Annotated in this window: 23 protein-coding genes; 20 read left to right on the top strand and 3 right to left on the bottom strand. The window is 53.9% G+C overall.

The window, feature by feature from the left end:
* Positions 1-14 precede the first annotated feature (14 nt).
* The 20 genes from cra to mutT all read left to right on the top strand — a co-directional run bounded on the left by cra (position 15) and on the right by mutT (position 23,483).
* The gene (gene cra / locus ACMYSL_RS24105; protein ID WP_112215532.1) at positions 15-1,019 is read left to right on the top strand and encodes a catabolite repressor/activator; all 1,005 of its coding nucleotides are present in this window, start codon (positions 15-17) and stop codon (positions 1,017-1,019) included.
* Positions 1,020-1,658: 639 nt separating this feature from the next.
* Positions 1,659-2,117 (top strand): division/cell wall cluster transcriptional repressor MraZ, encoded by a 459-nt coding sequence (mraZ, locus tag ACMYSL_RS24100; protein WP_110272565.1) that lies wholly within the window; start codon positions 1,659-1,661, stop codon positions 2,115-2,117.
* Between the two features lies 1 nt (position 2,118).
* Positions 2,119-3,060 carry a 16S rRNA (cytosine(1402)-N(4))-methyltransferase RsmH gene (gene rsmH, locus ACMYSL_RS24095; protein WP_112215531.1) on the top strand — a complete coding sequence of 314 codons (942 nt, stop codon included), beginning with the start codon at positions 2,119-2,121 and terminating at the stop codon, positions 3,058-3,060.
* Complete coding sequence (gene ftsL, locus ACMYSL_RS24090; RefSeq protein ID WP_110272563.1) at positions 3,057-3,422, top strand: cell division protein FtsL; 366 nt, start codon at positions 3,057-3,059, stop codon at positions 3,420-3,422. The genes rsmH and ftsL overlap by 4 nt, the downstream gene beginning before the upstream one ends.
* 15 nt (positions 3,423-3,437) lie before the next feature.
* The gene (locus tag ACMYSL_RS24085; protein ID WP_182236325.1) at positions 3,438-5,204 is read left to right on the top strand and encodes a peptidoglycan glycosyltransferase FtsI; all 1,767 of its coding nucleotides are present in this window, start codon (positions 3,438-3,440) and stop codon (positions 5,202-5,204) included.
* Positions 5,191-6,678, top strand: a complete 1,488-nt coding sequence (gene murE / locus ACMYSL_RS24080) for a UDP-N-acetylmuramoyl-L-alanyl-D-glutamate--2,6-diaminopimelate ligase (RefSeq protein ID WP_434660126.1) — start codon at positions 5,191-5,193, stop codon at positions 6,676-6,678. Before ACMYSL_RS24085 ends, murE begins: the two co-directional genes overlap by 14 nt.
* The gene (gene murF / locus ACMYSL_RS24075; RefSeq protein ID WP_434660125.1) at positions 6,675-8,033 is read left to right on the top strand and encodes a UDP-N-acetylmuramoyl-tripeptide--D-alanyl-D-alanine ligase; all 1,359 of its coding nucleotides are present in this window, start codon (positions 6,675-6,677) and stop codon (positions 8,031-8,033) included. The genes murE and murF overlap by 4 nt, the downstream gene beginning before the upstream one ends.
* Positions 8,027-9,109: a phospho-N-acetylmuramoyl-pentapeptide-transferase gene (mraY, locus tag ACMYSL_RS24070; protein ID WP_110272559.1), complete on the top strand. Its 1,083-nt coding sequence runs from the start codon at positions 8,027-8,029 to the stop codon at positions 9,107-9,109. The genes murF and mraY overlap by 7 nt, the downstream gene beginning before the upstream one ends.
* A 2-nt stretch (positions 9,110-9,111) precedes the next feature.
* On the top strand, positions 9,112-10,428 hold the full coding sequence (gene murD / locus ACMYSL_RS24065) for a UDP-N-acetylmuramoyl-L-alanine--D-glutamate ligase (RefSeq protein ID WP_434660124.1): 1,317 nt from the start codon (positions 9,112-9,114) through the stop codon (positions 10,426-10,428).
* Positions 10,428-11,678: a cell division protein FtsW gene (ftsW, locus tag ACMYSL_RS24060; protein ID WP_110272557.1), complete on the top strand. Its 1,251-nt coding sequence runs from the start codon at positions 10,428-10,430 to the stop codon at positions 11,676-11,678. The genes murD and ftsW overlap by 1 nt, the downstream gene beginning before the upstream one ends.
* Positions 11,675-12,745: an undecaprenyldiphospho-muramoylpentapeptide beta-N-acetylglucosaminyltransferase gene (gene murG, locus ACMYSL_RS24055; RefSeq protein WP_434660123.1), complete on the top strand. Its 1,071-nt coding sequence runs from the start codon at positions 11,675-11,677 to the stop codon at positions 12,743-12,745. Before ftsW ends, murG begins: the two co-directional genes overlap by 4 nt.
* A gap of 47 nt (positions 12,746-12,792) precedes the next feature.
* A complete protein-coding gene (gene murC / locus ACMYSL_RS24050) occupies positions 12,793-14,268 on the top strand; it encodes a UDP-N-acetylmuramate--L-alanine ligase (RefSeq protein WP_181483597.1) in 1,476 nt (491 codons plus the stop codon).
* On the top strand, positions 14,261-15,181 hold the full coding sequence (locus ACMYSL_RS24045) for a D-alanine--D-alanine ligase (protein WP_434660122.1): 921 nt from the start codon (positions 14,261-14,263) through the stop codon (positions 15,179-15,181). Before murC ends, ACMYSL_RS24045 begins: the two co-directional genes overlap by 8 nt.
* Position 15,182: 1 nt before the next feature.
* Positions 15,183-16,016, top strand: coding sequence for a cell division protein FtsQ (gene ftsQ, locus ACMYSL_RS24040; RefSeq protein WP_142512308.1), 834 nt, complete (start codon positions 15,183-15,185; stop codon positions 16,014-16,016).
* Positions 16,013-17,269, top strand: a complete 1,257-nt coding sequence (gene ftsA, locus ACMYSL_RS24035) for a cell division protein FtsA (protein WP_004098594.1) — start codon at positions 16,013-16,015, stop codon at positions 17,267-17,269. The genes ftsQ and ftsA overlap by 4 nt, the downstream gene beginning before the upstream one ends.
* A 62-nt stretch (positions 17,270-17,331) precedes the next feature.
* The gene (gene ftsZ, locus ACMYSL_RS24030) at positions 17,332-18,483 is read left to right on the top strand and encodes a cell division protein FtsZ (RefSeq protein ID WP_110272552.1); all 1,152 of its coding nucleotides are present in this window, start codon (positions 17,332-17,334) and stop codon (positions 18,481-18,483) included.
* Between the two features lie 100 nt (positions 18,484-18,583).
* Positions 18,584-19,501 (top strand): UDP-3-O-acyl-N-acetylglucosamine deacetylase, encoded by a 918-nt coding sequence (gene lpxC, locus ACMYSL_RS24025; protein WP_110272551.1) that lies wholly within the window; start codon positions 18,584-18,586, stop codon positions 19,499-19,501.
* Between the two features lie 252 nt (positions 19,502-19,753).
* On the top strand, positions 19,754-20,263 hold the full coding sequence (gene secM, locus ACMYSL_RS24020; protein ID WP_167492826.1) for a secA translation cis-regulator SecM: 510 nt from the start codon (positions 19,754-19,756) through the stop codon (positions 20,261-20,263).
* A 61-nt stretch (positions 20,264-20,324) separates the two neighbouring features.
* Complete coding sequence (gene secA, locus ACMYSL_RS24015) at positions 20,325-23,030, top strand: preprotein translocase subunit SecA (protein WP_181483595.1); 2,706 nt, start codon at positions 20,325-20,327, stop codon at positions 23,028-23,030.
* Positions 23,031-23,090: 60 nt separating this feature from the next.
* Complete coding sequence (gene mutT / locus ACMYSL_RS24010; protein ID WP_181483594.1) at positions 23,091-23,483, top strand: 8-oxo-dGTP diphosphatase MutT; 393 nt, start codon at positions 23,091-23,093, stop codon at positions 23,481-23,483.
* Between the two features lie 65 nt (positions 23,484-23,548).
* Here mutT and yacG read toward each other — a convergent pair whose 3' ends face one another.
* From yacG to coaE, 3 genes are read right to left on the bottom strand one after another with little or no spacing between them, the layout of a single operon-like run.
* Positions 23,549-23,743 (bottom strand): DNA gyrase inhibitor YacG, encoded by a 195-nt coding sequence (yacG, locus tag ACMYSL_RS24005; protein WP_112215520.1) that lies wholly within the window; start codon positions 23,741-23,743, stop codon positions 23,549-23,551.
* A 9-nt stretch (positions 23,744-23,752) separates the two neighbouring features.
* Complete coding sequence (gene zapD, locus ACMYSL_RS24000) at positions 23,753-24,496, bottom strand: cell division protein ZapD (RefSeq protein ID WP_182236336.1); 744 nt, start codon at positions 24,494-24,496, stop codon at positions 23,753-23,755.
* On the bottom strand, positions 24,496-25,116 hold the full coding sequence (gene coaE / locus ACMYSL_RS23995; RefSeq protein ID WP_434660121.1) for a dephospho-CoA kinase: 621 nt from the start codon (positions 25,114-25,116) through the stop codon (positions 24,496-24,498). The genes zapD and coaE overlap by 1 nt, the downstream gene beginning before the upstream one ends.
* Positions 25,117-25,118 lie beyond the last annotated feature (2 nt).

The following is a 25,118-nucleotide window of genomic DNA, read 5'->3' as shown; positions in this document are numbered from 1 at the left end:
CCCAAGGGGCAATTGTGAAACTGGATGAAATCGCCCGGCTGGCCGGTGTCTCGCGAACCACCGCTAGCTATGTGATTAACGGTAAAGCGAAGCAGTATCGCGTTAGCGATAAGACTGTTGAAAAGGTGATGGCGGTTGTTCGTGAGCACAACTATCACCCGAATGCGGTCGCTGCGGGCTTGCGTGCAGGACGCACGCGTTCCATTGGTCTGGTCATTCCGGATCTGGAAAATACCAGCTATACGCGCATCGCTAATTACCTGGAGCGTCAGGCGCGTCAGCGCGGCTATCAGTTATTGATTGCTTGTTCTGAGGATCAACCGGATAACGAAATGCGCTGTATTGAGCACCTGCTACAGCGTCAGGTTGATGCCATTATCGTTTCTACCTCGCTACCGCCTGAACATCCGTTCTATCAACGCTGGGCCAATGATTCCTTCCCGATTGTCGCCCTTGACCGGGCGCTCGATCGTGAACACTTCACGAGCGTAGTTGGTGCCGATCAGGACGATGCTGAAATGCTCGGCGCAGAATTACGTAAATTCCCTGCTGAAACGGTACTGTATCTTGGTGCGTTACCGGAGCTATCCGTGAGCTTCCTGCGCGAGCAGGGCTTCCGTACGGCGTGGAAAGACGATCCGCGAGAGGTGAATTACCTCTACGCCAACAGCTATGAACGCGAAGCAGCGGCACAGCTATTCGAGAAGTGGCTGGAAACGCATCCCATGCCGCAGGCGCTGTTCACGACATCATTTCCGCTGTTGCAGGGGGTGATGGATGTCACGCTGCGTCGTGAAGGGAAGCTGCCTTCTGAACTGGCTATTGCGACTTTTGGCGATAATGAGCTGCTGGATTTCCTCCAGTGTCCGGTGTTAGCCGTTGCTCAGCGCCATCGTGATGTTGCTGAACGCGTACTGGAGATTGTGCTCGCCAGCCTCGATGAACCGCGCAAGCCAAAGCCGGGCTTGAGCCGCATCCGGCGCAATCTGTATCGCCGTGGTAGTTTGAACCGTCGTTAAACATATCGGCAGTATGCGGTTAGGATTATTCGCAGGTTGTTCGCCAGACGGATACTCGTCTGGCGATAATCCGAACAAATGACGTAAATATTTTTTGGCTGAATATCTTTCAGACAAATCCCTAAACTTCTTTACGTATTATTTTTGTTTTATTAGGACCCATTGCCTTTTTGTATCAAGTGCGTGCATGAAAAGCGCCGCAGGTTTTTATTCGTATTATTTTGTTACATTCATTTGGTTATTTGCTGAATTAACAATCATTTTATGCCCGTGCTCCCCCTCATTCCTCTGTACCCCGCGGCAAACGTGCTTCTCTGACAACAACTGGTGCTGTTAACGGACATCAGAATGGCCTAAAATGCCGCTCGCGTCGCAAACTGACACTTTATATTTTCCCCGCGAAGATATTTTGCTGCTTTTAACTGTTACAAGTTTGTTGGTTGTTTTCTTACCGATATTCATAACGTTAATTTGCTTCGTTTGTTGGGTGATTTTCCATCAGGGTGAATATCGGCTGTAAATAATGGGTTTTTGAGCTCTGTTAGCATCCGTGCTGGCTTGACAAGCTTTTCCTCCGCTCCGTAAACTCCTTCTTGTGGGAATTTGTGGGTTAAAGTGGCGAAAAGGGGTGAGGCTGGCATGTTCCGAGGGGCAACGTTAGTCAATCTTGACAGCAAAGGCCGTCTGGCCGTACCGACGCGTTACCGCGACGGGCTGATCGAGGACGCTTCCGGTCAATTGGTTTGCACCATTGACATTCATCACCCATGCCTGCTGCTTTACCCCTTGCCCGAATGGGAAATCATCGAGCAAAAATTGTCGCGTTTATCGAGCATGAATCCCACTGAGCGGCGCGTGCAGCGTTTGCTTCTGGGGCATGCCAGCGAATGTCAGATGGATAATGCCGGGCGACTATTGATTGCCCCGGTGCTGCGGCAACATGCCGGGCTGACAAAAGAAGTGATGCTGGTCGGGCAGTTCAATAAATTTGAGCTGTGGGATGAAACGACCTGGTATCAACGGGTCAAGGAAGATATCGACGCTGAGCAGTCCGCATCCGGGGAACTGTCGGAGCGCCTGCAGGACTTGTCTTTGTAAAATGATGGAAAATTTTAAACATACTACGGTACTTCTGGATGAAGCCGTCAACGGCCTGAATATTCGTCCGGATGGTATCTACATTGATGGAACCTTTGGTCGCGGTGGTCACTCGCGTCTGATTCTCTCCCAACTGGGAGCGGAGGGACGTCTGCTGGCAATCGATCGCGATCCGCAGGCTATCGCCGTCGCGAAGACCATCGATGATCCGCGCTTCTCCATCATTCATGGTCCTTTCTCTGCGCTTGCTGATTATGTTAGCGAGCGCGAACTTACTGGCAAGATCGATGGGATTCTGCTCGATCTTGGCGTTTCCTCTCCGCAACTTGATGACGCTGAACGCGGTTTTTCGTTTATGCGCGATGGCCCGCTGGATATGCGCATGGATCCAACTCGCGGTCAATCTGCCGCTGAGTGGCTACAAACCGCCGATGAAGCCGATATCGCCTGGGTGATTAAAACCTTTGGCGAGGAGCGTTTTGGTAAACGTATTGCCCGCGCCATTGTTGAGCGCAACCGTGTGGAGCCGATGACGCGAACTAAAGAGTTGGCGGAAGTTGTGACGGCCGCCACCCCGGTAAAGGACAAATTCAAACATCCCGCGACCCGTACCTTCCAGGCGGTGCGCATTTGGGTGAACAGTGAACTGGAGGAGATAGAGCAGGCGCTAAAAAGCTCGCTCAGCGTGCTGGCTCCGGGTGGGCGGCTCTCAATCATCAGTTTCCATTCGCTGGAAGACCGTATTGTGAAGCGCTTTATGCGTGAACAAAGCCGCGGTCCGCAGGTTCCGGCTGGATTACCGATGACCGAAGAGCAGCTCAAAAAACTGGGCGGCCGTGAGTTAAGAGCACTAGGCAAGTTGATGCCGGGTGAAGAAGAGGTAGCTGAAAATCCTCGTGCCCGTAGTTCAGTTCTGCGTATTGCAGAGAGGACGAACGCATGATCGGCAGAGTGACAGAAGCCCTAAGCAAGGTTAAAGGGTCGATTGGAAGCAACGAGCGCCATGCTTTGCCTGGCGTGATCGGAGACGACCTTCTGCGGTTTGGGAAGCTGCCACTCTGTCTGTTCATTTGCATTATTGTTACGGCGATTACGGTGGTGACAACGGCGCACCATACTCGCCTGTTAACGGCACAGCGTGAACAGCTGGTTCTGGAACGTGACGCGCTGGACATTGAATGGCGCAACCTGATCCTTGAAGAGAACGCCTTGGGCGATCACAGTCGGGTTGAGCGGATCGCGACGGAGAAGTTGCAGATGCAACACGTTGATCCATCACAAGAAAATATCGTTGTACAGAAATAAGGATTATTGCGACGCATGAAAGCAGCGCCGAAAACGCCAAAAGCAAAACGTCAGGAAGAACAAGCCAACTTTGTCAGTTGGCGTTTTGCGTTGTTATGCGGCTGTATTCTGCTGGCGCTGGGCTTCCTGCTGGGCCGCGTGGCCTGGCTGCAGGTGATTAGCCCGGATATGCTGGTACGTCAGGGCGATATGCGCTCTCTGCGCGTACAGGAAGTTTCCACCGCGCGTGGGATGATTACCGACCGCTCTGGTCGCCCGCTGGCGGTGAGCGTGCCGGTAAAAGCGATTTGGGCTGACCCGAAAGAGCTACACGATGCTGGCGGCGTCACGCTGGATAATCGTTGGAAAGCGCTGGCCGATGCGTTGAATATGCCGCTGGATCAGCTGGCATCGCGTATTAATACCAACCCGCGAATGCGTTTCATCTATCTGGCGCGTCAGGTGAACCCTGATATGGCCGATTACATCCGCAAGCTGAAGCTACCGGGGATTCATTTGCGTGAAGAGTCTCGCCGCTACTACCCGTCAGGAGAAGTAACCGCTCACCTTATTGGCTTCACCAACGTGGATAGCCAGGGGATTGAGGGCGTCGAGAAGAGTTTCGATAAGTGGCTTACCGGCCAGCCTGGCGAACGTGTCGTGCGTAAAGACCGCTATGGCCGCGTGATTGAAGATATCTCTTCTACCGACAGCCAGGCGGCGCATAACCTGGCATTGAGTATTGATGAACGCCTGCAAGCACTGGTTTACCGCGAGCTGAATAATGCCGTGGCGTTTAACAAAGCGGAGTCAGGCACTGCGGTTCTGGTTGATGTGAGCACTGGCGAAGTGCTGGCGATGGCCAACAGCCCCTCTTACAACCCGAATAATTTCGCCGGTACCGCTAAAGATACTATGCGTAACCGCGCCATCACCGACGTGTTTGAACCAGGTTCAACGGTAAAGCCGATGGTAGTAATGACGGCGCTCCAGCGCGGTATCGTTAACGAAAATACCGTGCTGAATACCATTCCATACCGAATTAACGGCCACGAGATTAAAGACGTGGCGCGCTATAGCGAATTGACCCTGACCGGGGTACTACAGAAGTCGAGTAACGTCGGTGTTTCCAAGCTGGCGTTAGCGATGCCGTCCTCAGCGTTAGTAGATACTTACTCACGTTTTGGACTTGGAAAAGCGACCAATTTGGGGTTGGTCGGAGAACGCAGTGGCTTATATCCTCAAAAACAACGGTGGTCTGACATAGAGAGGGCCACCTTTTCTTTCGGCTATGGGCTAATGGTAACGCCGTTACAGTTAGCGCGAGTCTACGCAACGATTGGCAGCTATGGCATCTATCGCCCGCTGTCGATTACCAAAGTTGATCCACCGGTTCCGGGCGAGCGCGTCTTCCCGGAATCACTCGTTCGTACCGTTGTTCACATGATGGAAAGCGTGGCGCTGCCCGGCGGCGGCGGCGTGAAGGCGGCGATCAAAGGCTATCGCATCGCCATTAAAACCGGTACCGCGAAGAAAGTAGGACCGGATGGTCGCTACATCAACAAATATATTGCTTACACCGCAGGCGTTGCGCCCGCCAGCCATCCGCGTTTCGCGCTGGTGGTGGTGATCAACGACCCGCAGGCGGGTAAATACTACGGCGGCGCCGTTTCCGCGCCGGTCTTCGGTGCCATCATGGGCGGCGTACTGCGCACCATGAACATCGAGCCGGATGCGCTGGCAACGGCTGAGAAAAGTGAATTAGTCATTAATCAAGGCGAGGGAACAGGTGGCAGATCGTAATTTGCGCGACCTTCTCGCTCCGTGGGTGCCAAATGCGCCGGAGCGAATTCTGCGGGAAATGACGCTGGACAGCCGGGTGGCTGCTTCTGGCGATCTTTTTATCGCGGTTTTGGGTCATCAGGCGGACGGGCGTCGTTATATCCCGCAGGCGATAGCGCAAGGTGTTGCTGCCATTATTGCTGAGGCCAAAGATGAGGCTGATGACGGCGAAATCCGTGAGATGCACGGCGTGCCGGTCATTTACCTGAGCCAACTCAATGAGCGCTTATCCGCGCTGGCCGGGCGTTTTTACCATCAGCCTTCGGAACAGCTGCGCCTGGTTGGCGTTACCGGGACGAACGGCAAGACCACCACTACTCAACTGTTGGCGCAATGGGCGCAACTGCTTGGCGAAACCAGTGCGGTGATGGGTACGGTAGGCAATGGTCTGCTGGAGAACGTGATCCCAACAGAAAATACTACCGGTTCTGCGGTGGATGTGCAGCACGTACTCTCCGGCCTGGCAGGGCAGGGGGCGACGTTTGCCGCGATGGAGGTTTCCTCCCATGGCCTGGTGCAGCATCGCGTTGCCGCGCTGAAGTTTGCCGCATCGGTCTTTACTAATCTGAGCCGCGATCACCTCGATTACCATGGCGACATGGAGCATTACGAAGCGGCGAAATGGCTGCTCTATTCAACGCATCATTGCGGTCAGGCGATCGTCAACGCTGACGATGAAGTGGGCCGCCGCTGGCTGGCGAAGCTGCCGGATGCGGTTGCTGTTTCAATGGAAAACCATATTAATCCGAACTGCCGGGGCCGCTGGCTCAAAGCAACCGCTGTGAATTATCACGATAGCGGTGCAACCATTCAGTTTGAATCCAACTGGGGCAACGGTGAGATCGAAAGCCGCCTGATGGGCGCGTTTAACGTCAGTAATCTGCTGTTGGCACTGGCAACGCTGCTGGCGTTGGGGTATCCGCTGGCTGAACTGTTAAAAACCGCTTCTCGTCTGCAACCGGTTTGCGGGCGAATGGAAGTGTTCAGCGCGCCGGGTAAACCGACCGTTGTGGTTGATTATGCCCATACGCCTGACGCCCTGGAAAAAGCGCTGCAGGCAGCGCGTCTGCACTGTAGCGGCAAGCTGTGGTGTGTGTTTGGCTGCGGCGGAGACCGCGACAAAGGCAAGCGCCCGTTGATGGGCGCTATCGCCGAAGAGTTTGCCGATATTGTGGTTGTCACCGATGACAATCCGCGCACTGAAGAGCCGCGGGCGATCATCAACGATATCCTCGCTGGCATGCTAGATGCGGGCCACGCGAAAGCGGTGGAAGGCCGTGCGGAAGCGGTCACCAACGCGGTAATGCAGGCAAAAGAAAACGATGTGGTGCTGGTGGCAGGTAAAGGCCATGAGGACTACCAGGTCGTCGGCAATCGCCGACTGGATTACTCTGACCGCCTCACCGTGGCGCGTCTGCTGGGAGCGGTAGCATGATTCGCTTGACTCTCAGCCAGCTTGCCGACGTGACGCGCGGTGAACTGCGCGGTAGCGATGTGGCGATTGATGAAGTTACTTCAGATACCCGCAAGATCACAGCAGGCTGCCTGTTCGTGGCACTGAAAGGCGAGCGCTTTGATGCGCATGATTTTGCCGAACAGGCAAAAGCCGCAGGTGCCGGCGCATTGTTAGTCAGTCATCAGCTGGCGTGTGATTTGCCGCAGGTGATAGTGAAAGATACGCGTCTGGCCTTCGGCGAACTGGCCGCGTGGGTGCGCCAGCAGGTTCCGGCGCGAGTTGTTGCACTAACTGGTTCTTCCGGGAAAACCTCGGTCAAAGAGATGACCGCCTCAATTCTCAGCCAGTGTGGCAATACGCTGTATACCGCAGGCAATCTGAATAACGATATCGGCGTCCCGATGACGCTGCTGCGCCTGACCAAAGAACATGATTACGCAGTTATCGAATTAGGTGCTAATCACCAGGGCGAAATAGCCTGGACCGTCAGCCTGACGCGCCCTGAAGCCGCGTTAGTCAACAATCTTGCTGCCGCGCATCTTGAAGGTTTTGGTTCGCTGGAAGGTGTTGCCAAAGCCAAGGGCGAAATTTATACCGGTCTGCCGGTCAATGGCATTGCCATTATGAACGCCGATAACAATGACTGGCTGAACTGGCAAAGCGTGATTGGCGAACGTAAAACGTGGCGCTTTTCGCCGAATGCCGCTAATAGCGATTTTACGGCGACTAACGTTCATGTGACCTCGCACGGTACTGAATTTACCCTGCAAACCCCAACGGGCAGCGTTGATGTACTGCTGCCGTTGCCGGGTCGTCACAACATCGCCAATGCGCTGGCCGCCGCTGCGCTGTCAATGGCGGTTGGAGCAACTCATGAGGCGATCAAAGCCGGGTTGCGGGATCTGAAGGCGGTACCGGGGCGTCTGTTTCCGATCCAACTGACCGACAGCCAGCTCCTGCTGGACGATTCATACAACGCAAACGTCGGCTCGATGACCGCGGCGGTGCAGGTTTTATCTGAGATGCCGGGCTACCGGGTGCTGGTTGTTGGCGATATGGCCGAGCTCGGCGCAGAAAGCGAAGCGTGCCATCGTCAGGTAGGCGAGGCGGCGAAAGCGGCTGGTCTCGATTGCGTGTTGAGCGTCGGAACGTTGAGTTCAGATATCAGCAGTGCCAGCGGTGTTGGCGAACATTTTAGCGAGAAGGCCGCGCTGTTAGCTCGTCTGCGCGAGCTTATTGCAGAACACAAAATTATGACCATTTTAGTGAAGGGTTCACGTAGTGCCGCCATGGAAGTGGTAGTACGCGCATTACAGGAGAACGGAACATGTTAGTATGGCTGGCCGAACATTTGGTCAAATATTATTCAGGCTTTAACGTCTTTTCCTACCTGACGTTTCGCGCCATTGTCAGCCTGCTGACCGCGCTGTTCATCTCTCTGTGGATGGGCCCGCGCATGATCGCCCGTCTGCAAAAACTCTCTTTCGGCCAGGTTGTGCGCAACGATGGTCCGGAGTCACATTTTAGCAAGCGCGGTACCCCGACGATGGGCGGGATCATGATCCTGACCGCTATTGTTGTCTCCGTACTGCTGTGGGCCTATCCGTCCAACCCTTACGTCTGGTGCGTGCTGACCGTACTGATCGGCTACGGCATCATCGGCTTCGTTGACGACTACCGCAAAGTGGTGCGCAAGGATACCAAAGGCCTTATCGCCCGCTGGAAATACTTCTGGATGTCAGTGATTGCGCTTGGCGTCGCCTTTGCGCTGTATATGGCGGGCAAAGATACGCCAGCGACTCAACTGGTGGTCCCATTCTTTAAAGACGTGATGCCGCAGTTGGGTCTGTTCTATATCCTGCTGGCCTATTTTGTCATCGTTGGTACGGGTAATGCAGTCAACCTGACCGATGGCCTTGATGGTCTGGCGATTATGCCAACCGTGTTTGTGGCGGCGGGCTTTGCGTTGGTGGCCTGGGCGAGCGGTAACATGAATTTTGCCAGCTATCTGCACATTCCTTACCTACGTCATGCGGGGGAATTGGTGATCGTCTGTACGGCGATTGTCGGTGCGGGTCTGGGCTTCTTGTGGTTTAACACTTACCCGGCACAGGTCTTTATGGGTGATGTTGGCTCGCTGGCCCTCGGCGGCGCGCTGGGCATCATCGCCGTGCTGCTGCGCCAGGAGTTCCTGCTGGTGATTATGGGCGGCGTTTTCGTCGTAGAAACGTTATCGGTGATTTTGCAGGTCGGTTCCTTCAAGCTGCGCGGACAGCGCATCTTCCGTATGGCGCCGATTCACCATCACTATGAATTGAAGGGCTGGCCGGAACCGCGCGTTATCGTGCGCTTCTGGATTATTTCGCTGATGCTGGTGCTGATTGGCCTGGCGACGCTGAAGGTACGTTAATCATGGCAGATTATCAGGGTAAAAAAGTCGTCATTATTGGGCTGGGTATGACCGGCCTGTCATGCGTGGACTTTTTCATGGCTCGTGGCGTCACGCCTCGGGTGATGGATACCCGCGTCGCGCCCGCTGGACTGGATAAACTGCCGGAAGCCGTTGAGCGCTATGTCGGCGGTCTGAACGATGATTGGCTGCTGACGGCCGATCTGATTGTCGCCAGCCCTGGTATTGCCCTGGCGTATCCTTCCCTGAGCGCGGCGGCTGATGCTGGTGTGGAAATTGTCGGCGATATTGAGCTGTTCTGCCGCGAAGCGCAGGCACCGATTGTCGCTATCACCGGTTCCAACGGCAAAAGCACCGTGACCTCGCTGGTTGGGGAAATGGCGAAGGCCGCGGGCGTTAACGTTGGCGTAGGGGGCAATATTGGCCTGCCAGCGCTGATGTTGCTGGATGATGAACGCGAGCTGTATGTCCTTGAACTCTCCAGCTTCCAGCTGGAAACCACCTCCAGTCTTCGGGCCGTTGCGGCGACCATTCTTAACGTCACCGAAGATCATATGGACCGTTATCCGCTGGGGCTGCAGCAGTATCGTGCTGCCAAACTGCGTATTTATGAAAATGCACAGGCCTGTATCGTCAATGCCGATGATGCCTTGACCATGCCGGTACGCGGCGCTGACGAGCGCTGCATCAGCTTCGGCGTTGACGTTGGTGACTATCACCTGAACCGCCAGCAGGGAGAAACCTGGCTGCGCGTCAAAGGCGAGAAAGTGCTTAACGTCAAAGAGATGAAGATTAGCGGCCAGCACAACTACAGTAACGCTCTGGCGGCGCTGGCGCTGGCGGATGCCGCAGGCCTACCGCGCGCCAGCAGCCTGCAAGCGCTGACGACCTTTACCGGCCTGGCGCACCGTTTTCAGGTGGCCCTGGAACATAACGGCGTGCGTTGGATTAATGATTCCAAAGCGACCAACGTTGGCAGCACCGAGGCCGCGCTCAACGGACTCCATCTTGAAGGGACGCTGTATCTGCTGTTAGGCGGCGATGGGAAATCGGCTGATTTCACACCGTTAAGTCGCTACCTGACCGGCGACAATATCCGTCTGTACTGCTTTGGCCGCGATGGGGCACAGCTGGCAGCGCTTCGCCCGGATGTTGCAGTACAAACTGAAACTATGGAACAAGCGATGCGTGAGATAGCGCCGCAGGTTGTTCCCGGCGATATGGTGCTGTTGTCGCCTGCATGTGCCAGCCTGGACCAGTTTAAGAGTTTTGAACAACGCGGCGATATCTTTGCTCGTCTGGCGAAGGAGTTAGGCTGATGCGTTTATCACTCCCGCGCCTGAAAATGCCACGGCTGAGACTGCCGGGAATGTTTATTTTCACCTGGCTGTTCGCTGCGATGAAAGGCTGGGTGATGGGGTCGCGTCAGAAAGATACCGATAGCCTGGTGATGTATGACCGGATGCTGCTGTGGCTGACCTTTGGCCTGGCCGCCATCGGTTTCATCATGGTGACCTCGGCTTCAATGCCGGTGGGGCAGCGCCTGGCCAACGATCCGTTTTTGTTCGCCAAGCGCGATGGTTTATACATTTTGCTGGCGTTAGGGCTGTCGATGGTGACGCTGCGTCTGCCGATGGAGTTCTGGCAGCGCCATAGTACCGCGATGCTGATCGCCTCTATCGTGATGCTGCTGATCGTGCTTGTCGTCGGCAGCTCGGTTAACGGGGCATCGCGCTGGATTGCGCTGGGGCCGCTGCGTATTCAGCCTGCGGAGTTTACCAAGCTGTCGCTGTTCTGTTATATCGCCAACTACCTGGTGCGTAAAGGTGACGAAGTGCGTAACAACCTGCGCGGCTTCTTAAAACCGATGGGCGTGATTTTCGTACTGGCGATTTTGCTGCTGGCGCAGCCTGACCTGGGGACCGTGGTCGTACTGTTTGTCACGACCCTGGCGATGCTGTTCCTCGCGGGAGCCAAGCTGTGGCAGTTTATCGCGATTATTGGGATGGGAATTTCGGCGGTCGTGCTGCTGATTCTCGCCGAACCGTATCGTATTCGCCGCGTGACCTCCTTCTGGAACCCGTGGGAAGATCCGTTCGGTAGTGGTTACCAGCTAACCCAGTCGCTGATGGCTTTTGGTCGCGGTGAAATGTGGGGGCAGGGCCTGGGTAACTCGGTGCAGAAACTGGAGTATTTACCCGAGGCGCATACCGATTTCATCTTCGCCATTATCGGCGAAGAACTCGGTTATATCGGTGTGGTGCTTGCGCTTTTAATGGTATTCTTCGTCGCTTTTCGCGCCATGTCTATTGGTCGTAAAGCACTGGAGATTGACCACCGTTTTTCCGGTTTTTTGGCCTGTGCTATCGGGATCTGGTTTAGCTTCCAGGCGCTGGTTAACGTTGGGGCGGCGGCGGGTATGCTGCCAACTAAAGGCCTGACGCTGCCGCTGATTAGTTACGGTGGTTCCAGTTTGCTGATTATGTCGACGGCCATCATGTTGCTGTTACGAGTTGATTACGAAACGCGTCTGGAAAAAGCCCAGGCGTTTACACGGGGTGTTCGATGAGCGGTCAGGAAAAGCGGTTAATGGTGATGGCAGGCGGTACCGGCGGGCATGTGTTCCCGGGACTGGCGGTTGCACACCATTTAATAGACCAGGGCTGGCAGGTTCGCTGGCTGGGCACCGCGGATCGTATGGAAGCGGACTTAGTGCCGAAAAACGGCATTGAGATTGATTTCATCCAGATTTCCGGCCTGCGTGGCAAGGGTTTGAAGGCGCAGCTGTTGGCGCCGGTCCGTATTTTCAACGCCTGGCGTCAGGCGCGGGCGATCATGCAGCGTTTTCAGCCGGATGTGGTGTTGGGGATGGGCGGATATGTTTCCGGTCCCGGCGGTCTGGCGGCCTGGTCGCTGGGTATTCCAGTCGTACTGCATGAGCAAAATGGGATCGCTGGCCTGACCAACAAGTGGCTGGCAAAAATTGCTAAAAAGGTGATGCAGGCGTTTCCTGGCGCTTTTCCGGATGCCGATGTTGTTGGTAATCCGGTTCGTACCGATGTCCTCGCGCTGCCGTTGCCAGAACAACGCTTAGCCGGGCGTCAGGGGCCCATTCGCGTATTAGTCGTGGGGGGCTCGCAGGGCGCGCGCGTACTGAATCAGACGATGCCGCAGGTGGCGGCGAAGCTCGGCTCTTCTGTCACCATCTGGCACCAGAGCGGTAAAGGTGGTCAGGAAACCGTGCAGCGGGCTTATACCGATGCTGGACAGCCGCAGCATAAAGTAACTGAGTTTATTGACGACATGGCGGCGGCTTATGCCTGGGCCGATGTTGTTGTGTGTCGTTCCGGCGCATTGACGGTGAGCGAAATTGCCGCCGCAGGTTTACCGGCGCTGTTTGTGCCTTTCCAGCACAAAGACAGGCAGCAGTACTGGAACGCGCTTCCGCTGGAGAAAGCGGGTGCAGCGAAGATTCTCGAACAACCGCAGTTTACCGTGGATGCCGTCGCGCAAGTCCTGGCCGGTTGGGATCGAGAAACGCTATTGGATATGGCGGAGCGAGCGCGTAGAGCCTCGATTCCGGACGCTACCGAGCGGGTAGCAGAAGAAGTCAGCGCCGCAGCACTGGCGCGCTAATCGCGGTGAATATCACCGTCCGAATAAAGAAGTTGATGGCGTAAAGAATGAATACACAAGATCTGGCAAAACTGCGTTCCATAGTGCCCGAGATGCGTCGCGTCCGGCACATTCACTTTGTTGGCATTGGCGGTGCCGGCATGGGCGGTATTGCCGAAGTTCTGGCCAACGAAGGTTATCAGATTAGCGGCTCCGACCTGGCGCCGAATCCGGTGACTCAGCAGTTGACTCAGCTTGGCGCCACCATTTATTTCAACCATCGTCCTGAAAACGTTCGCGATGCGAGCGTAGTGGTGGTTTCCAGCGCGATCTCTGCGGAGAACCCGGAGATTGTCGCTGCCCATGAAGCACGAATTCCGGTTATTCGTCGCGCGGAGATGCTGGCGGAGCTGATGCGCTTTCGCCACGGTATTGCTATCGCCGGGACGCACGGAAAAACGACGACGACAGCGATGGTTTCCAGCATTTATGCTGAAGCGGGTCTCGATCCAACCTTCGTGAACGGTGGACTGGTGAAAGCGGCGGGTGTTCATGCGCGCCTGGGACATAGCCGGTATCTGATTGCCGAAGCGGACGAAAGCGATGCCTCGTTCCTGCACCTGCAGCCGATGGTCGCCGTGGTGACCAATATCGAAGCCGATCACATGGACACCTATCATGGCGACTTCGAAAACCTGAAGCAGACGTTTATTAACTTCCTGCATAACCTGCCGTTTTACGGACGCGCGGTGATGTGCGTGGACGATCCGGTTATCCGTGAACTGCTGCCGCGCGTTGGCCGCCAGATAACCACCTACGGATTTAGCGATGATGCCGATGTTCGTATTGAAGATTATCGCCAGGTTGGTGCTCAGGGGCATTTCCGCCTGATTCGCCAGGACAAAGATGTTATTCAGGTGACGCTCAACGCGCCAGGTCGCCACAACGCGCTAAACGCAGCGGCGGCGGTGGCTGTGGCGACGGAAGAGGGCATTGAAGATGACGCTATTCTGCATGCGCTGGAAAGCTTCCAGGGTACCGGTCGTCGTTTTGATTTCCTTGGCGAATATCCATTAGCAGAAGTAAACGGCAAAAGCGGTACCGCCATGCTGATTGATGATTATGGCCATCATCCGACGGAAGTTGATGCCACGATTAAAGCGGCGCGGGCTGGCTGGCCGGATAAAAATCTGGTCATGCTGTTTCAGCCGCACCGTTTTACTCGTACACGCGATCTGTACGACGATTTCGCCAACGTTCTGACTCAGGTTGATGCCCTGCTGATGCTTGACGTTTACTCTGCTGGCGAGGCCGCTATTCCGGGGGCTGATAGCCGTTCGCTGTGCCGCACGATTCGCGGGCGTGGCAAGGTTGATCCGATTTTGGTGTCCGATCCGGCACTGGCGGCGGAGATGCTGGCTTCTGTACTGACTGGTAACGACTTGATACTGGTTCAGGGTGCGGGAAATATTGGAAAAATCGCGCGTCACCTGGCTGAAATCAAACTGCAACCGCAAAAAATGCAGGAGGAGCGCCATGGCTGATAAAATCGCGGTCCTCTTCGGTGGCACCTCAGCGGAGCGTGAAGTCTCACTCAATTCAGGTTCAGCGGTGCTTGCTGGCCTGTGTGAAGCTGGCGTTGACGCGCATCCGGTAGATCCGCGCGATGTTGATATTACTCAGTTGAAAAACATGGGTTTTCAGAAAGCGTTTATTGCGTTACACGGCCGCGGTGGTGAAGATGGTACGTTGCAGGGGCTGCTTGAACTGATTCGATTGCCTTATACCGGCAGCGGTGTGATGGCTTCCGCTATCTCGATGGATAAGCTGCGTAGCAAATTGTTGTGGCAGGGAGCAGGATTACCCGTTGCACCATGGGTTGCGTTGACGCGTAAACAGTTTAACGCAGGGCTTTCCGCTGACATAGAGCAGCAGATTGCTGCCCTCGGGCTGCCGCTGATTATTAAGCCCAGTCGTGAAGGTTCCAGCGTCGGCATGTCGAAAGTGAGCGAAAGCTGCGCATTACAAAATGCATTGGCGCTGGCTTTTCAGCATGATGATGAAGTTCTGATCGAAAAATGGCTCAGTGGGCCGGAATTTACCGTCGCAATCGTTGGTGAAGAAATTTTACCGTCAATACGTATCCAGCCGGCAGGAACCTTCTATGATTATGAGGCGAAGTATCTCTCTGATGAGACGCAATATTTCTGCCCTGGTTTTGAAGATCTTGTACGTGAGTCAGAAATCCAGGCTCTGGTGCTGAAAGCCTGGAATACCCTTGGCTGTAATGGTTGGGGACGAATTGACGTGATGCTGGACAGCGATGGCCAGTTTTATCTGTTGGAAGCGAATACATCTCCTGGCATGACCAGCCATAGCCTGGTGCCGATGGCGGCTCGTCAGGCAGGGATGAGCTTCTCGCAGCTTGTTGTACGAATTCTGGACCTGGCGGGGTGATATGTCGCAGGCTGCGCTGAATACGCGGAACCACGAAGAAGAGGAAGAGTCTTCTTCGCGTAGAAGTAATGGAACTCGCCTGGCAGGCATTTTCTTCCTGCTGGCGGTGCTATGTACCGTGCTGGTCAGCGGATGGATGGTTCTGGGTTGGATGGAAGATGCACAGCGTTTACCGCTGTCAAAGATGGTGGTTACCGGCGATCGTCACTACACGCGTAATGATGATATCCGTCAGGCGATTCTGGCGTTAGGTTCACCGGGTACCTTCATGACGCAGGACGTCAACATTATTCAAAGCCAGATTGAGCGTCTGCCGTGGATTAAGCAGGCGAGCGTTAGAAAGCAGTGGCCGGACGAATTGAAGATTCATCTGGTTGAATATGTGCCGATTGCGCGCTGGAATGATCAGCATATGGTCGACGTGGAAGGGAATTCTTTCAGCGTGCCGTCAGATCGCACCAGTAAACAGAATTTACCGATGTTATACGGCCCGGAAGGTAGCGAGAACGAAGTTCTTCAAGGATACCGCGACATGGGGCAGGTGCTGGCAAAGGATAAATTTACGTTGAAAGTGGCGGCAATGACCGCGCGCCGTTCCTGGCAGTTGACGCTTAATAACGATATTAAGCTCAATCTTGGTCGGGGCGACACCATGAAACGGCTTCAGCGCTTTATGGAACTCTACCCGGTTCTTCAGCAGCAGGCGCAGACCGACGGCAAACGGATAAGCTACGTTGATTTGCGTTATGACTCGGGGGCGGCAGTCGGTTGGGTACCGGTTCCCGTAGAGGAAACTAATCAACAACAGAATCAGGCACAGGCAGAACAACAATGATCAAGGCGACGGACAGAAAACTGGTAGTTGGACTGGAGATCGGCACCGCTAAGGTTGCCGCTTTAGTAGGGGAAGTTCTGCCCGACGGTATGATTAATATCATTGGCGTGGGCAGTTGCCCATCGCGTGGTATGGATAAAGGCGGAGTGAACGACCTGGAATCCGTGGTGAAATGCGTACAGCGCGCCATTGACCAGGCCGAACTGATGGCCGATTGCCAGATCTCGTCAGTCTATCTGGCGCTTTCAGGCAAACATATCAGCTGTCAAAATGAAATTGGTATGGTGCCGATTTCTGAAGAGGAAGTGACGCAGGATGACGTCGAGAACGTAGTGCATACCGCGAAGTCGGTTCGCGTGCGCGATGAGCATCGTGTTCTGCACGTTATTCCTCAAGAATATGCTATTGACTACCAGGAAGGGATTAAAAACCCTGTCGGACTGTCTGGTGTCCGCATGCAGGCGAAAGTGCATTTGATTACCTGCCATAACGATATGGCGAAAAATATTGTCAAAGCGGTGGAACGTTGCGGTCTGAAAGTCGACCAACTGATATTCGCCGGTTTAGCCGCTAGCTATTCCGTATTAACAGAAGATGAACGTGAACTGGGCGTCTGCGTGGTGGATATCGGCGGTGGTACAATGGATATTGCCGTCTATACCGGCGGTGCGTTGCGTCATACCAAAGTGATCCCGTATGCGGGCAACGTAGTGACCAGCGATATCGCCTACGCCTTCGGTACGCCGCCGAGCGACGCTGAAGCCATTAAGGTACGTCATGGTTGCGCGCTAGGTTCCATCGTAGGTAAAGACGAGAACGTCGAAGTGCCAAGCGTGGGTGGACGTCCACCTCGTAGTCTGCAGCGTCAGACGCTGGCTGAGGTTATTGAGCCGCGATATACCGAATTGCTCAACCTGGTAAACGAAGAGATCCTGCAACTGCAGGAGCAGCTCCGCCAGCAAGGGGTGAAGCACCACCTGGCGGCAGGAATTGTATTAACCGGCGGCGCGGCGCAAATTGAAGGTCTTGCCGCCTGTGCACAGCGAGTGTTCCATACGCAGGTACGAATCGGCGCGCCGCTGAACATTACTGGATTAACGGATTATGCCCAGGAGCCGTATTACTCAACGGCGGTTGGGCTGCTGCACTACGGGAAGGAATCTCATCTCAGTGGTGAAGCCGAAGTGGAAAAACGCGTAACGGTTGGGTCGTGGATCAAACGGCTCAACAGTTGGTTGCGAAAAGAGTTTTAATTTTTTAAGAGAACGCAGAAAATTAGCGTTCTCAGGCGACAGGCACAACGGAGAGAGAAATTATGTTTGAACCTATGGAACTGACCAACGACGCGGTGATTAAAGTCATCGGCGTCGGTGGCGGCGGCGGTAACGCCGTTGAGCATATGGTGCGCGAGCGCATTGAGGGTGTTGAATTTTTTGCGGTGAACACCGACGCGCAGGCTTTGCGCAAAACAGCGGTTGGCCAGACTATTCAGATCGGTAGCGGTATTACCAAAGGTCTGGGCGCAGGCGCAAACCCGGAAGTTGGCCGTAATGCGGCGGATGAAGATCGTGAAGCGCTGCGCGCTGCTCTTGACGGCGCAGACATGGTATTTATCGCAGCCGGTATGGGCGGCGGTACCGGAACCGGTGCGGCACCTGTTGTCGCTGAAGTAGCAAAAGATTTAGGTATCCTGACCGTTGCCGTCGTGACCAAGCCTTTCAATTTCGAAGGCAAGAAGCGCATGGCATTCGCTGAGCAGGGGATTACCGAGCTGTCCAAGCACGTAGACTCACTGATCACTATCCCGAACGACAAGCTGCTGAAAGTTCTGGGCCGCGGTATCTCACTGCTTGACGCTTTTGGCGCAGCAAACGACGTGCTGAAAGGCGCGGTGCAGGGGATCGCCGAATTGATTACCCGTCCGGGTCTGATGAACGTCGACTTTGCAGACGTGCGTACCGTGATGTCTGAAATGGGCTACGCGATGATGGGCTCCGGTGTGGCGAGCGGTGAAGACCGTGCAGAAGAAGCGGCTGAAATGGCTATTTCTTCCCCGCTGCTGGAAGATATCGATCTGTCCGGCGCGCGCGGCGTACTGGTCAACATCACCGCGGGCTTCGATCTGCGTCTGGATGAGTTCGAGACCGTAGGTAACACTATTCGTGCATTTGCTTCGGATAACGCGACCGTGGTTATCGGTACTTCTCTGGACCCGGATATGAACGACGAGCTGCGCGTGACCGTTGTTGCAACTGGTATCGGTATGGACAAACGTCCAGAAATTACCCTGGTAACCAACAAACAGGTTCAGCAGCCGGTGATGGATCGCTACCAGCAGCACGGTATGTCTCCATTGAATCAAGAGCAGAAACCGGCAGCTAAAGTGGTGAACGACAATACGCCACAAACTGCAAAAGAGCCGGATTATCTGGATATTCCAGCGTTCCTGCGTAAGCAAGCCGACTAAGAATTGGCTGGAAGTTGGGCATCTGCGCTCTTTGTGCTAAACTGGCCTGCCGAATGTATTGTACACTTCGGTTGGATAGGTAACTTGGCGAGATTATACGATGATCAAACAAAGGACTCTTAAACGTATCGTTCAGGCGACTGGCGTCGGTTTGCATACCGGCAAAAAGGTCACACTGACGTTACGCCCTGCGCCGGCAAATACCGGGGTCATCTATCGTCGCACCGACTTGAATCCACCGGTTGATTTTCCGGCTGATGCCAAATCTGTGCGTGATACCATGCTCTGTACTTGCCTGGTCAACGAGCATGACGTGCGGATATCGACGGTCGAACACCTCAATGCCGCACTGGCTGGCTTAGGTATCGACAACATTGTTATTGAAGTCGATGCCCCGGAAGTCCCGATTATGGACGGTAGTGCGGCTCCGTTCGTTTATCTGTTGCTGGATGCCGGCATTGATGAACTGAACTGCGCTAAGAAATTTGTACGTATCAAAGAGACAGTTCGCGTTGAAGATGGCGATAAATGGGCTGAATTCAAACCGTATAATGGTTTTTCACTGGACTTCACCATTGATTTTAACCATCCGGCGATTGATTCCAGCAGCCAGCGCTATGCAATGAACTTCTCGGCTGATGCGTTTATGCGCCAAATTAGCCGCGCGCGTACCTTCGGTTTCATGCGTGATATCGAATATCTGCAGTCCCGTGGCCTGTGCCTGGGCGGCAGCTTCGATTGTGCCATCGTTGTTGACGATTATCGCGTACTGAACGAAGACGGTCTGCGCTTTGAAGATGAGTTTGTCCGCCATAAAATGCTGGATGCGATTGGTGACCTGTTTATGTGTGGTCACAATATCATCGGTGCATTCACGGCGTACAAATCCGGTCACGCGTTGAATAACAAACTGCTGCAGGCTGTTCTGGCAAAACAGGAAGCCTGGGAGTATGTGACTTTCGAAGACGACGCAGAAATGCCGCTGGCATTCCGTGCACCGACGTTGGTTATGGCATAAGCCTGACCATGCAGTAAATTCGACTGGTAACCTGGTACTCTCTCCGGCCAGGGAGCCAGTCGTTTTTCTTTCTGAGTTTCCAGTCCTGTATTCTGCTCCGATCTTTCTTCTGCATTTATCGTGCGTTCGCTCCTTTTTTAAACGTTTTTACCCCGCGTAGGCCTTCATTCCTGCTGCTGTGATGGCGTATTAATGTTAATATTTGGGCGCAAAATATTTCTCAGGGTTGCTACCAACATAAAGGTAATGTAAGTGAGTGGATTGCTGACGCGCTGGCGACAGTTTGGCAGACGGTATTTTTGGCCGCATCTCCTGTTGGGGATGGTCGCGGCTAGCCTTGGCCTGCCTGCGCTTAGTAACGCTCATGAGCATGAAACCGCATCACCTGCAAAAACGACATCCAGCAACCATAACCCGGCTAAAGTTAACTTCTCTCAGCTGGCACTGCTGGAATCCTCCAATCGTCGCCCCAATTTCACGGTTGATTACTGGCATCAGCACGCTATTCGCACGGTCATTCGTCACCTGTCATTTGCGATGGCACCGCAGGTGTTGCCGGTAGCCGAAGAATCTTCGCCGCTTCAGGCACAACATCTGGCCCTGCTCGACACGCTCAGCGCGCTGCTGACGCAGGAGAGCAAACCGCCAGCCATTGTCCGCCAGGTGGCATATAACCCGTCCTGGTCTCATTGTGCATTTCGTGTCTGTACCTGGATTAGCCAGGTAACGGGTATCCGCGCCGGGCCTCAACGTCTCAGCTGAAACAAAAACGAACCTTTCTATTTTTTGTGACTCCGCATCGCGGGGCGTTTGAGATTTTATTATGCTAATCAAATTATTAACTAAAGTATTCGGTAGCCGTAATGACCGTACACTGCGTCGTATGCGCAAAGCCGTCAACGTCATCAATGCCATGGAACCGTCCATGGAAAAACTTTCTGATGATGAGCTGAAGGCTAAAACCGTCGAGTTCCGTGCGCGTCTGGAAAAAGGCGAAAGTCTGGAGAGTTTGATTCCAGAAGCCTTCGCGGTGGTACGCGAAGCCAGTAAGCGTGTTTTTGGTATGCGCCACTTTGATGTCCAGCTACTGGGCGGGATGGTGCTTAATGAGCGCTGCATTGCGGAGATGCGTACTGGTGAAGGTAAAACCCTGACCGCAACCCTGCCAGCATATCTTAATGCACTGACTGGTAAAGGCGTACACGTGGTTACCGTCAACGATTACCTGGCGCAACGTGATGCGGAAAACAACCGCCCGCTGTTTGAGTTCCTCGGGATGAGCGTGGGTATCAACATGTCTGGCCTGCCAGCTCCGGCCAAGCGCGAAGCATACGGCGCAGATATTACCTACGGCACTAACAATGAATATGGTTTTGACTATCTGCGCGACAACATGGCGTTTAGTCCTGAAGAACGGGTACAACGCAAACTGCACTATGCGCTGGTGGATGAGGTGGACTCCATCCTGATTGATGAAGCGCGTACCCCACTTATCATTTCTGGCCCGGCTGAAGACAGCTCCGAAATGTATAAGAAAGTGAACAAAATCATCCCGCATCTGGTACGTCAGGAGAAAGAAGATTCTGAGACCTTTACCGGTGAAGGTCACTTCTCTGTCGATGAGAAAGCGCGTCAGGTTAACCTGACTGAACGCGGTCTGGTGTTGATTGAAGAGCTGCTGGTTAACGAAGGTATCATGGATGAAGGTGAGTCTCTTTACTCACCGACTAATATCATGCTGATGCATCACGTTACCGCCGCGCTGCGTGCTCATGTACTGTTCACGCGTGACGTTGACTACATCGTTAAAGATGGCGAAGTTATCATCGTCGACGAACATACCGGTCGTACTATGCAAGGTCGTCGCTGGTCAGATGGCCTGCACCAGGCTGTTGAAGCGAAAGAAGGCGTTGATATCCAGAACGAAAACCAGACGCTGGCCTCGATCACCTTCCAGAACTATTTCCGTCTGTACGAGAAACTGGCGGGGATGACCGGTACTGCCGATACCGAAGCCTTTGAATTTAGCTCGATCTACAAACTGGATACCGTTGTGGTTCCGACCAACCGTCCGATGATTCGTAAAGATATGGCGGACCTGGTCTATATGACCGAAGCGGAAAAAATTCAGGCCATTATTGAAGATATCAAAGAGCGTACTGCAGCGGGTCAGCCGGTCCTGGTGGGGACTATTTCCATTGAAAAATCGGAAGTGGTCTCTAACGAATTAACTAAAGCCGGTATCAAGCACAACGTTCTGAACGCTAAGTTCCACGCCAGTGAGGCCGATATCGTTGCTCAGGCAGGCTATCCCTCAACCGTAACTATCGCAACCAACATGGCGGGACGTGGGACCGATATTGTGCTGGGTGGTAGCTGGCAGGCTGAAGTTGCAGAGCTGGAAGATCCGACGCCGGAGCAGATTGCTCAGATCAAAGCTGACTGGCAGGTTCGCCACGAAGCTGTATTGGCTGCAGGCGGCCTGCATATCATTGGTACCGAGCGTCACGAATCTCGCCGTATTGATAACCAGCTCCGTGGCCGTTCAGGTCGTCAAGGGGATGCCGGTTCTTCCCGTTTCTATCTGTCGATGGAAGATGCGCTGATGCGTATTTTTGCCTCTGACCGTGTGTCGGGCATGATGCGTAAATTGGGCATGAAGCCTGGAGAAGCGATTGAGCACCCTTGGGTGACCAAGGCGATTGCCAATGCTCAGCGTAAAGTGGAAAGCCGTAACTTTGATATTCGTAAGCAACTGTTGGAATATGATGATGTTGCTAACGACCAGCGTCGCGCAATCTACAGCCAGCGTAACGAGCTGTTGGATGTGTCTGATGTGAGCGAAACTATTAACAGCATCCGCGAAGACGTTTTCAAAGTGACTATTGATGCGCACATTCCGCCGCAGTCTCTGGAGGAAATGTGGGATGTTGAAGGCTTGCAGGAACGTCTGAAAAACGACTTCGATCTCGACATGCCAATCAAAGAGTGGCTGGATAAAGAGCCGGAGCTGCATGAAGAAACCCTGCGCGAGCGTATTCTGCAGAGCGCCATCGAAACTTATCAGCGTAAGGAAGAAGTTGTTGGCGCTGAGATGATGCGTCACTTCGAGAAAGGCGTCATGCTGCAGACTCTGGACTCCCTTTGGAAAGAGCATCTGGCGGCAATGGACTACCTGCGTCAGGGTATCCACCTGCGCGGCTATGCGCAGAAAGATCCGAAGCAGGAATATAAGCGTGAATCCTTCTCAATGTTCGCTTCTATGCTGGAATCGCTGAAATATGAAGTGATTAGCACGTTGAGCAAGGTCCAGGTGCGGATGCCGGAAGAGGTTGAGGCGATGGAACAGCAGCGTCGTGAAGAGGCTGAACGTCTCGCGCAGATGCAGCAGCTTAGTCATCAGGATGATGACACCGCCGCCGCTGCCGCACTGGCAGAGCAAACTGGCGATCGCAAAGTGGGCCGTAACGATCCTTGCCCATGCGGTTCTGGGAAAAAATTCAAGCAGTGCCACGGTCGCCTGAGCTAAGCTCTACAACATTAAACATAAAGGCGCAGATATCTGCGCCTTTTTTATGGAATGAATACAATGAAGAAACTGCAAATCTCAGTCGGTATCATCCGCAATCCGCAAGGCGAAATTTTTATAACACAGCGGTCTGCTGATGCACATATGGCGAATAAACTTGAATTTCCCGGTGGAAAAATTGAAGAAGGTGAGTCGTCAGAGCAGGCATTAGTTCGTGAATTGCAGGAAGAAGTGGGCATTACGGTTAAATCGTGCCGACTGTTCGATAAGCTGGAATATCAGTTTCCTGACCGCCATATCACGCTGTGGTTCTGGCTGGTAGATGTCTGGGAAGGTGAACCGTGGGGGAAAGAGGGACAACCTGGCCGTTGGATGGCGCAGAATGCGCTGAATGCTGAGGATTTCCCTCCCGCAAATGAGCCTGTGATTGCAAAATTAGTTCAAAACTCGTGAGCCATTATTCGGTAAATTATGGCGGGAGCGCTATGCTTGCCCGCCTTAAGAAAAAAACCGACGACTTACTCTTTCTCTTCGCTCCAGCCATCGCTGTCTGATAGATCGCTACTGCTTGGGATGCGTTTTTCTTCTGCTGCCCATTCGCCTAAATCAATAAGCTGGCAACGCTTGGAGCAAAAAGGGCGATACGGGCTCTGTTCATTCCAGACCACAATTTTGCTGCAGGTTGGGCAATTGACGGTTATCTCTTCTGACATATTTTCTCCTTAACAACAGGCCAGTTCAAAATCAAAACGCTCTGGCACGATGCCATGCTCGCTGTCCAGCGGCAAAAAGCGGATAGCAAAACGGCTCTTATGACCGGATATTTGCGGGTACAGCTGGCTGGCAAGATCCAAACGCAGGCGTAACAGATCGGCATCCTCGCCGTTATCCTGATAAAAACCGTTCAGGCTGGTCTGCTTGCGAAAGGCGGCTGAGTTGCGGATCAGATCGAGAATGAGCACCAGCGATTGTGACAGAGGGTCGAGGCTGGACAGCCACTTGCCAACCTGTTCATCGCGATATTCCTGGGGCATATGCAACCAGATATGTAGCGTTGGGAGATCAAAGCTGCAGCAACCGCCGGGGATACTTAAGCGTTGACGCACCAGTCCGACCAGGCGATCTTCGCGCAGATATTGACCAATGCGAGGGGCTGAGATCAGCATGCTGGATAACTGCTTCAACTGCTGGCGCAGCGTATTGATACGTTCCTGATCGACACCAGGGACTTCTGCCCAGGATTGTAATTTCCGCTGTTGGCGTTCCAGCTCTTTCATCAGATCGGTACGGACTTCGCCACGTTCAAGGACATCTAAGAGATCGCCGATATTACGGAAAAAATGAAGCGCATCCGCATGGCTGGTGATAGTTGGGTATACGGATAGCTGCTGAAGCAAAAACTCAATACGCAGCCAAGTGCGCATTTTTTCATTGAGCGGATGTTCAAATAGAACAGGGGTATGCATTACGTTTTTTCCTGTGAGGCGGCCTGCAATGCCAGCGTTTGATACTTTTTATGCAGGCGGGCGACATCTGCTGCAATAGCCGCAGGTGGACCCATATTTTCAATAACATCATCCGCAACGGCAAGACGCTGCTCGCGCGTGGCCTGAGCGGCGAGAATATGTTCCGCATGTTGGCGGCTGACCCGATCGCGGAGCATCGTGCGCTCTATTTGCGTCTCTTTTGGCACATCGACAACCAGTACGCGATCGGCTTTGGCGGACAAACGATTTTCGACCAGTAATGGTACGACCCAGAGAATATAAGACGAGGTTGCAAGCTGCATCTGTCGACGCGTTTCCTGCTGAATTTGGGGGTGCAACAGCGCGTTAAGCCAGGTTTTATCCTTAGCATGAGCAAAGATGTGTTCACGCAGAGCGCGACGGTTCAGCGTTCCGTCTTCGTTGAGTATCTGCTGGCCGAAGCGTTCAGCGATAGCATCAAGCGCCGGGGTTCCGGGCTCTACAACCTGACGTGCGATAACATCGGCATCGATAACGTTAACTCCAAGATGTGCAAATGCATCGGCTACGGTACTTTTACCACTGCCGATGCCGCCCGTTAACGCTACCGTGTACTTCATAG

Origin of the sequence: Klebsiella sp. MISC125, from assembly GCF_051131775.1 — a bacterium.
Taxonomy (GTDB): Bacteria; Pseudomonadota; Gammaproteobacteria; order Enterobacterales; family Enterobacteriaceae; genus Klebsiella.
This window is presented reverse-complemented; position numbering and strand designations above follow the sequence as displayed.

Bases quoted from the DNA above. Each gene is read 5' to 3' on its own strand.
- mraZ (WP_110272565.1), top strand. From the start codon at position 1,659: ATGTTCCGAGGGGCAACGTTAGTCAATCTTGACAGCAAAGGCCGTCTG.
- rsmH (WP_112215531.1), top strand. From the start codon at position 2,119: ATGATGGAAAATTTTAAACATACTACGGTACTTCTGGATGAAGCCGTC.
- ftsL (WP_110272563.1), top strand. From the start codon at position 3,057: ATGATCGGCAGAGTGACAGAAGCCCTAAGCAAGGTTAAAGGGTCGATT.
- ACMYSL_RS24085 (WP_182236325.1), top strand. From the start codon at position 3,438: ATGAAAGCAGCGCCGAAAACGCCAAAAGCAAAACGTCAGGAAGAACAA.
- murF (WP_434660125.1), top strand. From the start codon at position 6,675: ATGATTCGCTTGACTCTCAGCCAGCTTGCCGACGTGACGCGCGGTGAA.
- mraY (WP_110272559.1), top strand. From the start codon at position 8,027: ATGTTAGTATGGCTGGCCGAACATTTGGTCAAATATTATTCAGGCTTT.
- murD (WP_434660124.1), top strand. From the start codon at position 9,112: ATGGCAGATTATCAGGGTAAAAAAGTCGTCATTATTGGGCTGGGTATG.
- ftsW (WP_110272557.1), top strand. From the start codon at position 10,428: ATGCGTTTATCACTCCCGCGCCTGAAAATGCCACGGCTGAGACTGCCG.
- murG (WP_434660123.1), top strand. From the start codon at position 11,675: ATGAGCGGTCAGGAAAAGCGGTTAATGGTGATGGCAGGCGGTACCGGC.
- murC (WP_181483597.1), top strand. From the start codon at position 12,793: ATGAATACACAAGATCTGGCAAAACTGCGTTCCATAGTGCCCGAGATG.
- ACMYSL_RS24045 (WP_434660122.1), top strand. From the start codon at position 14,261: ATGGCTGATAAAATCGCGGTCCTCTTCGGTGGCACCTCAGCGGAGCGT.
- ftsQ (WP_142512308.1), top strand. From the start codon at position 15,183: ATGTCGCAGGCTGCGCTGAATACGCGGAACCACGAAGAAGAGGAAGAG.
- ftsA (WP_004098594.1), top strand. From the start codon at position 16,013: ATGATCAAGGCGACGGACAGAAAACTGGTAGTTGGACTGGAGATCGGC.
- ftsZ (WP_110272552.1), top strand. From the start codon at position 17,332: ATGTTTGAACCTATGGAACTGACCAACGACGCGGTGATTAAAGTCATC.
- lpxC (WP_110272551.1), top strand. From the start codon at position 18,584: ATGATCAAACAAAGGACTCTTAAACGTATCGTTCAGGCGACTGGCGTC.
- secA (WP_181483595.1), top strand. From the start codon at position 20,325: ATGCTAATCAAATTATTAACTAAAGTATTCGGTAGCCGTAATGACCGT.
- mutT (WP_181483594.1), top strand. From the start codon at position 23,091: ATGAAGAAACTGCAAATCTCAGTCGGTATCATCCGCAATCCGCAAGGC.
- yacG (WP_112215520.1), bottom strand. From the start codon at position 23,743: ATGTCAGAAGAGATAACCGTCAATTGCCCAACCTGCAGCAAAATTGTG.
- zapD (WP_182236336.1), bottom strand. From the start codon at position 24,496: ATGCATACCCCTGTTCTATTTGAACATCCGCTCAATGAAAAAATGCGC.
- coaE (WP_434660121.1), bottom strand. From the start codon at position 25,116: ATGAAGTACACGGTAGCGTTAACGGGCGGCATCGGCAGTGGTAAAAGT.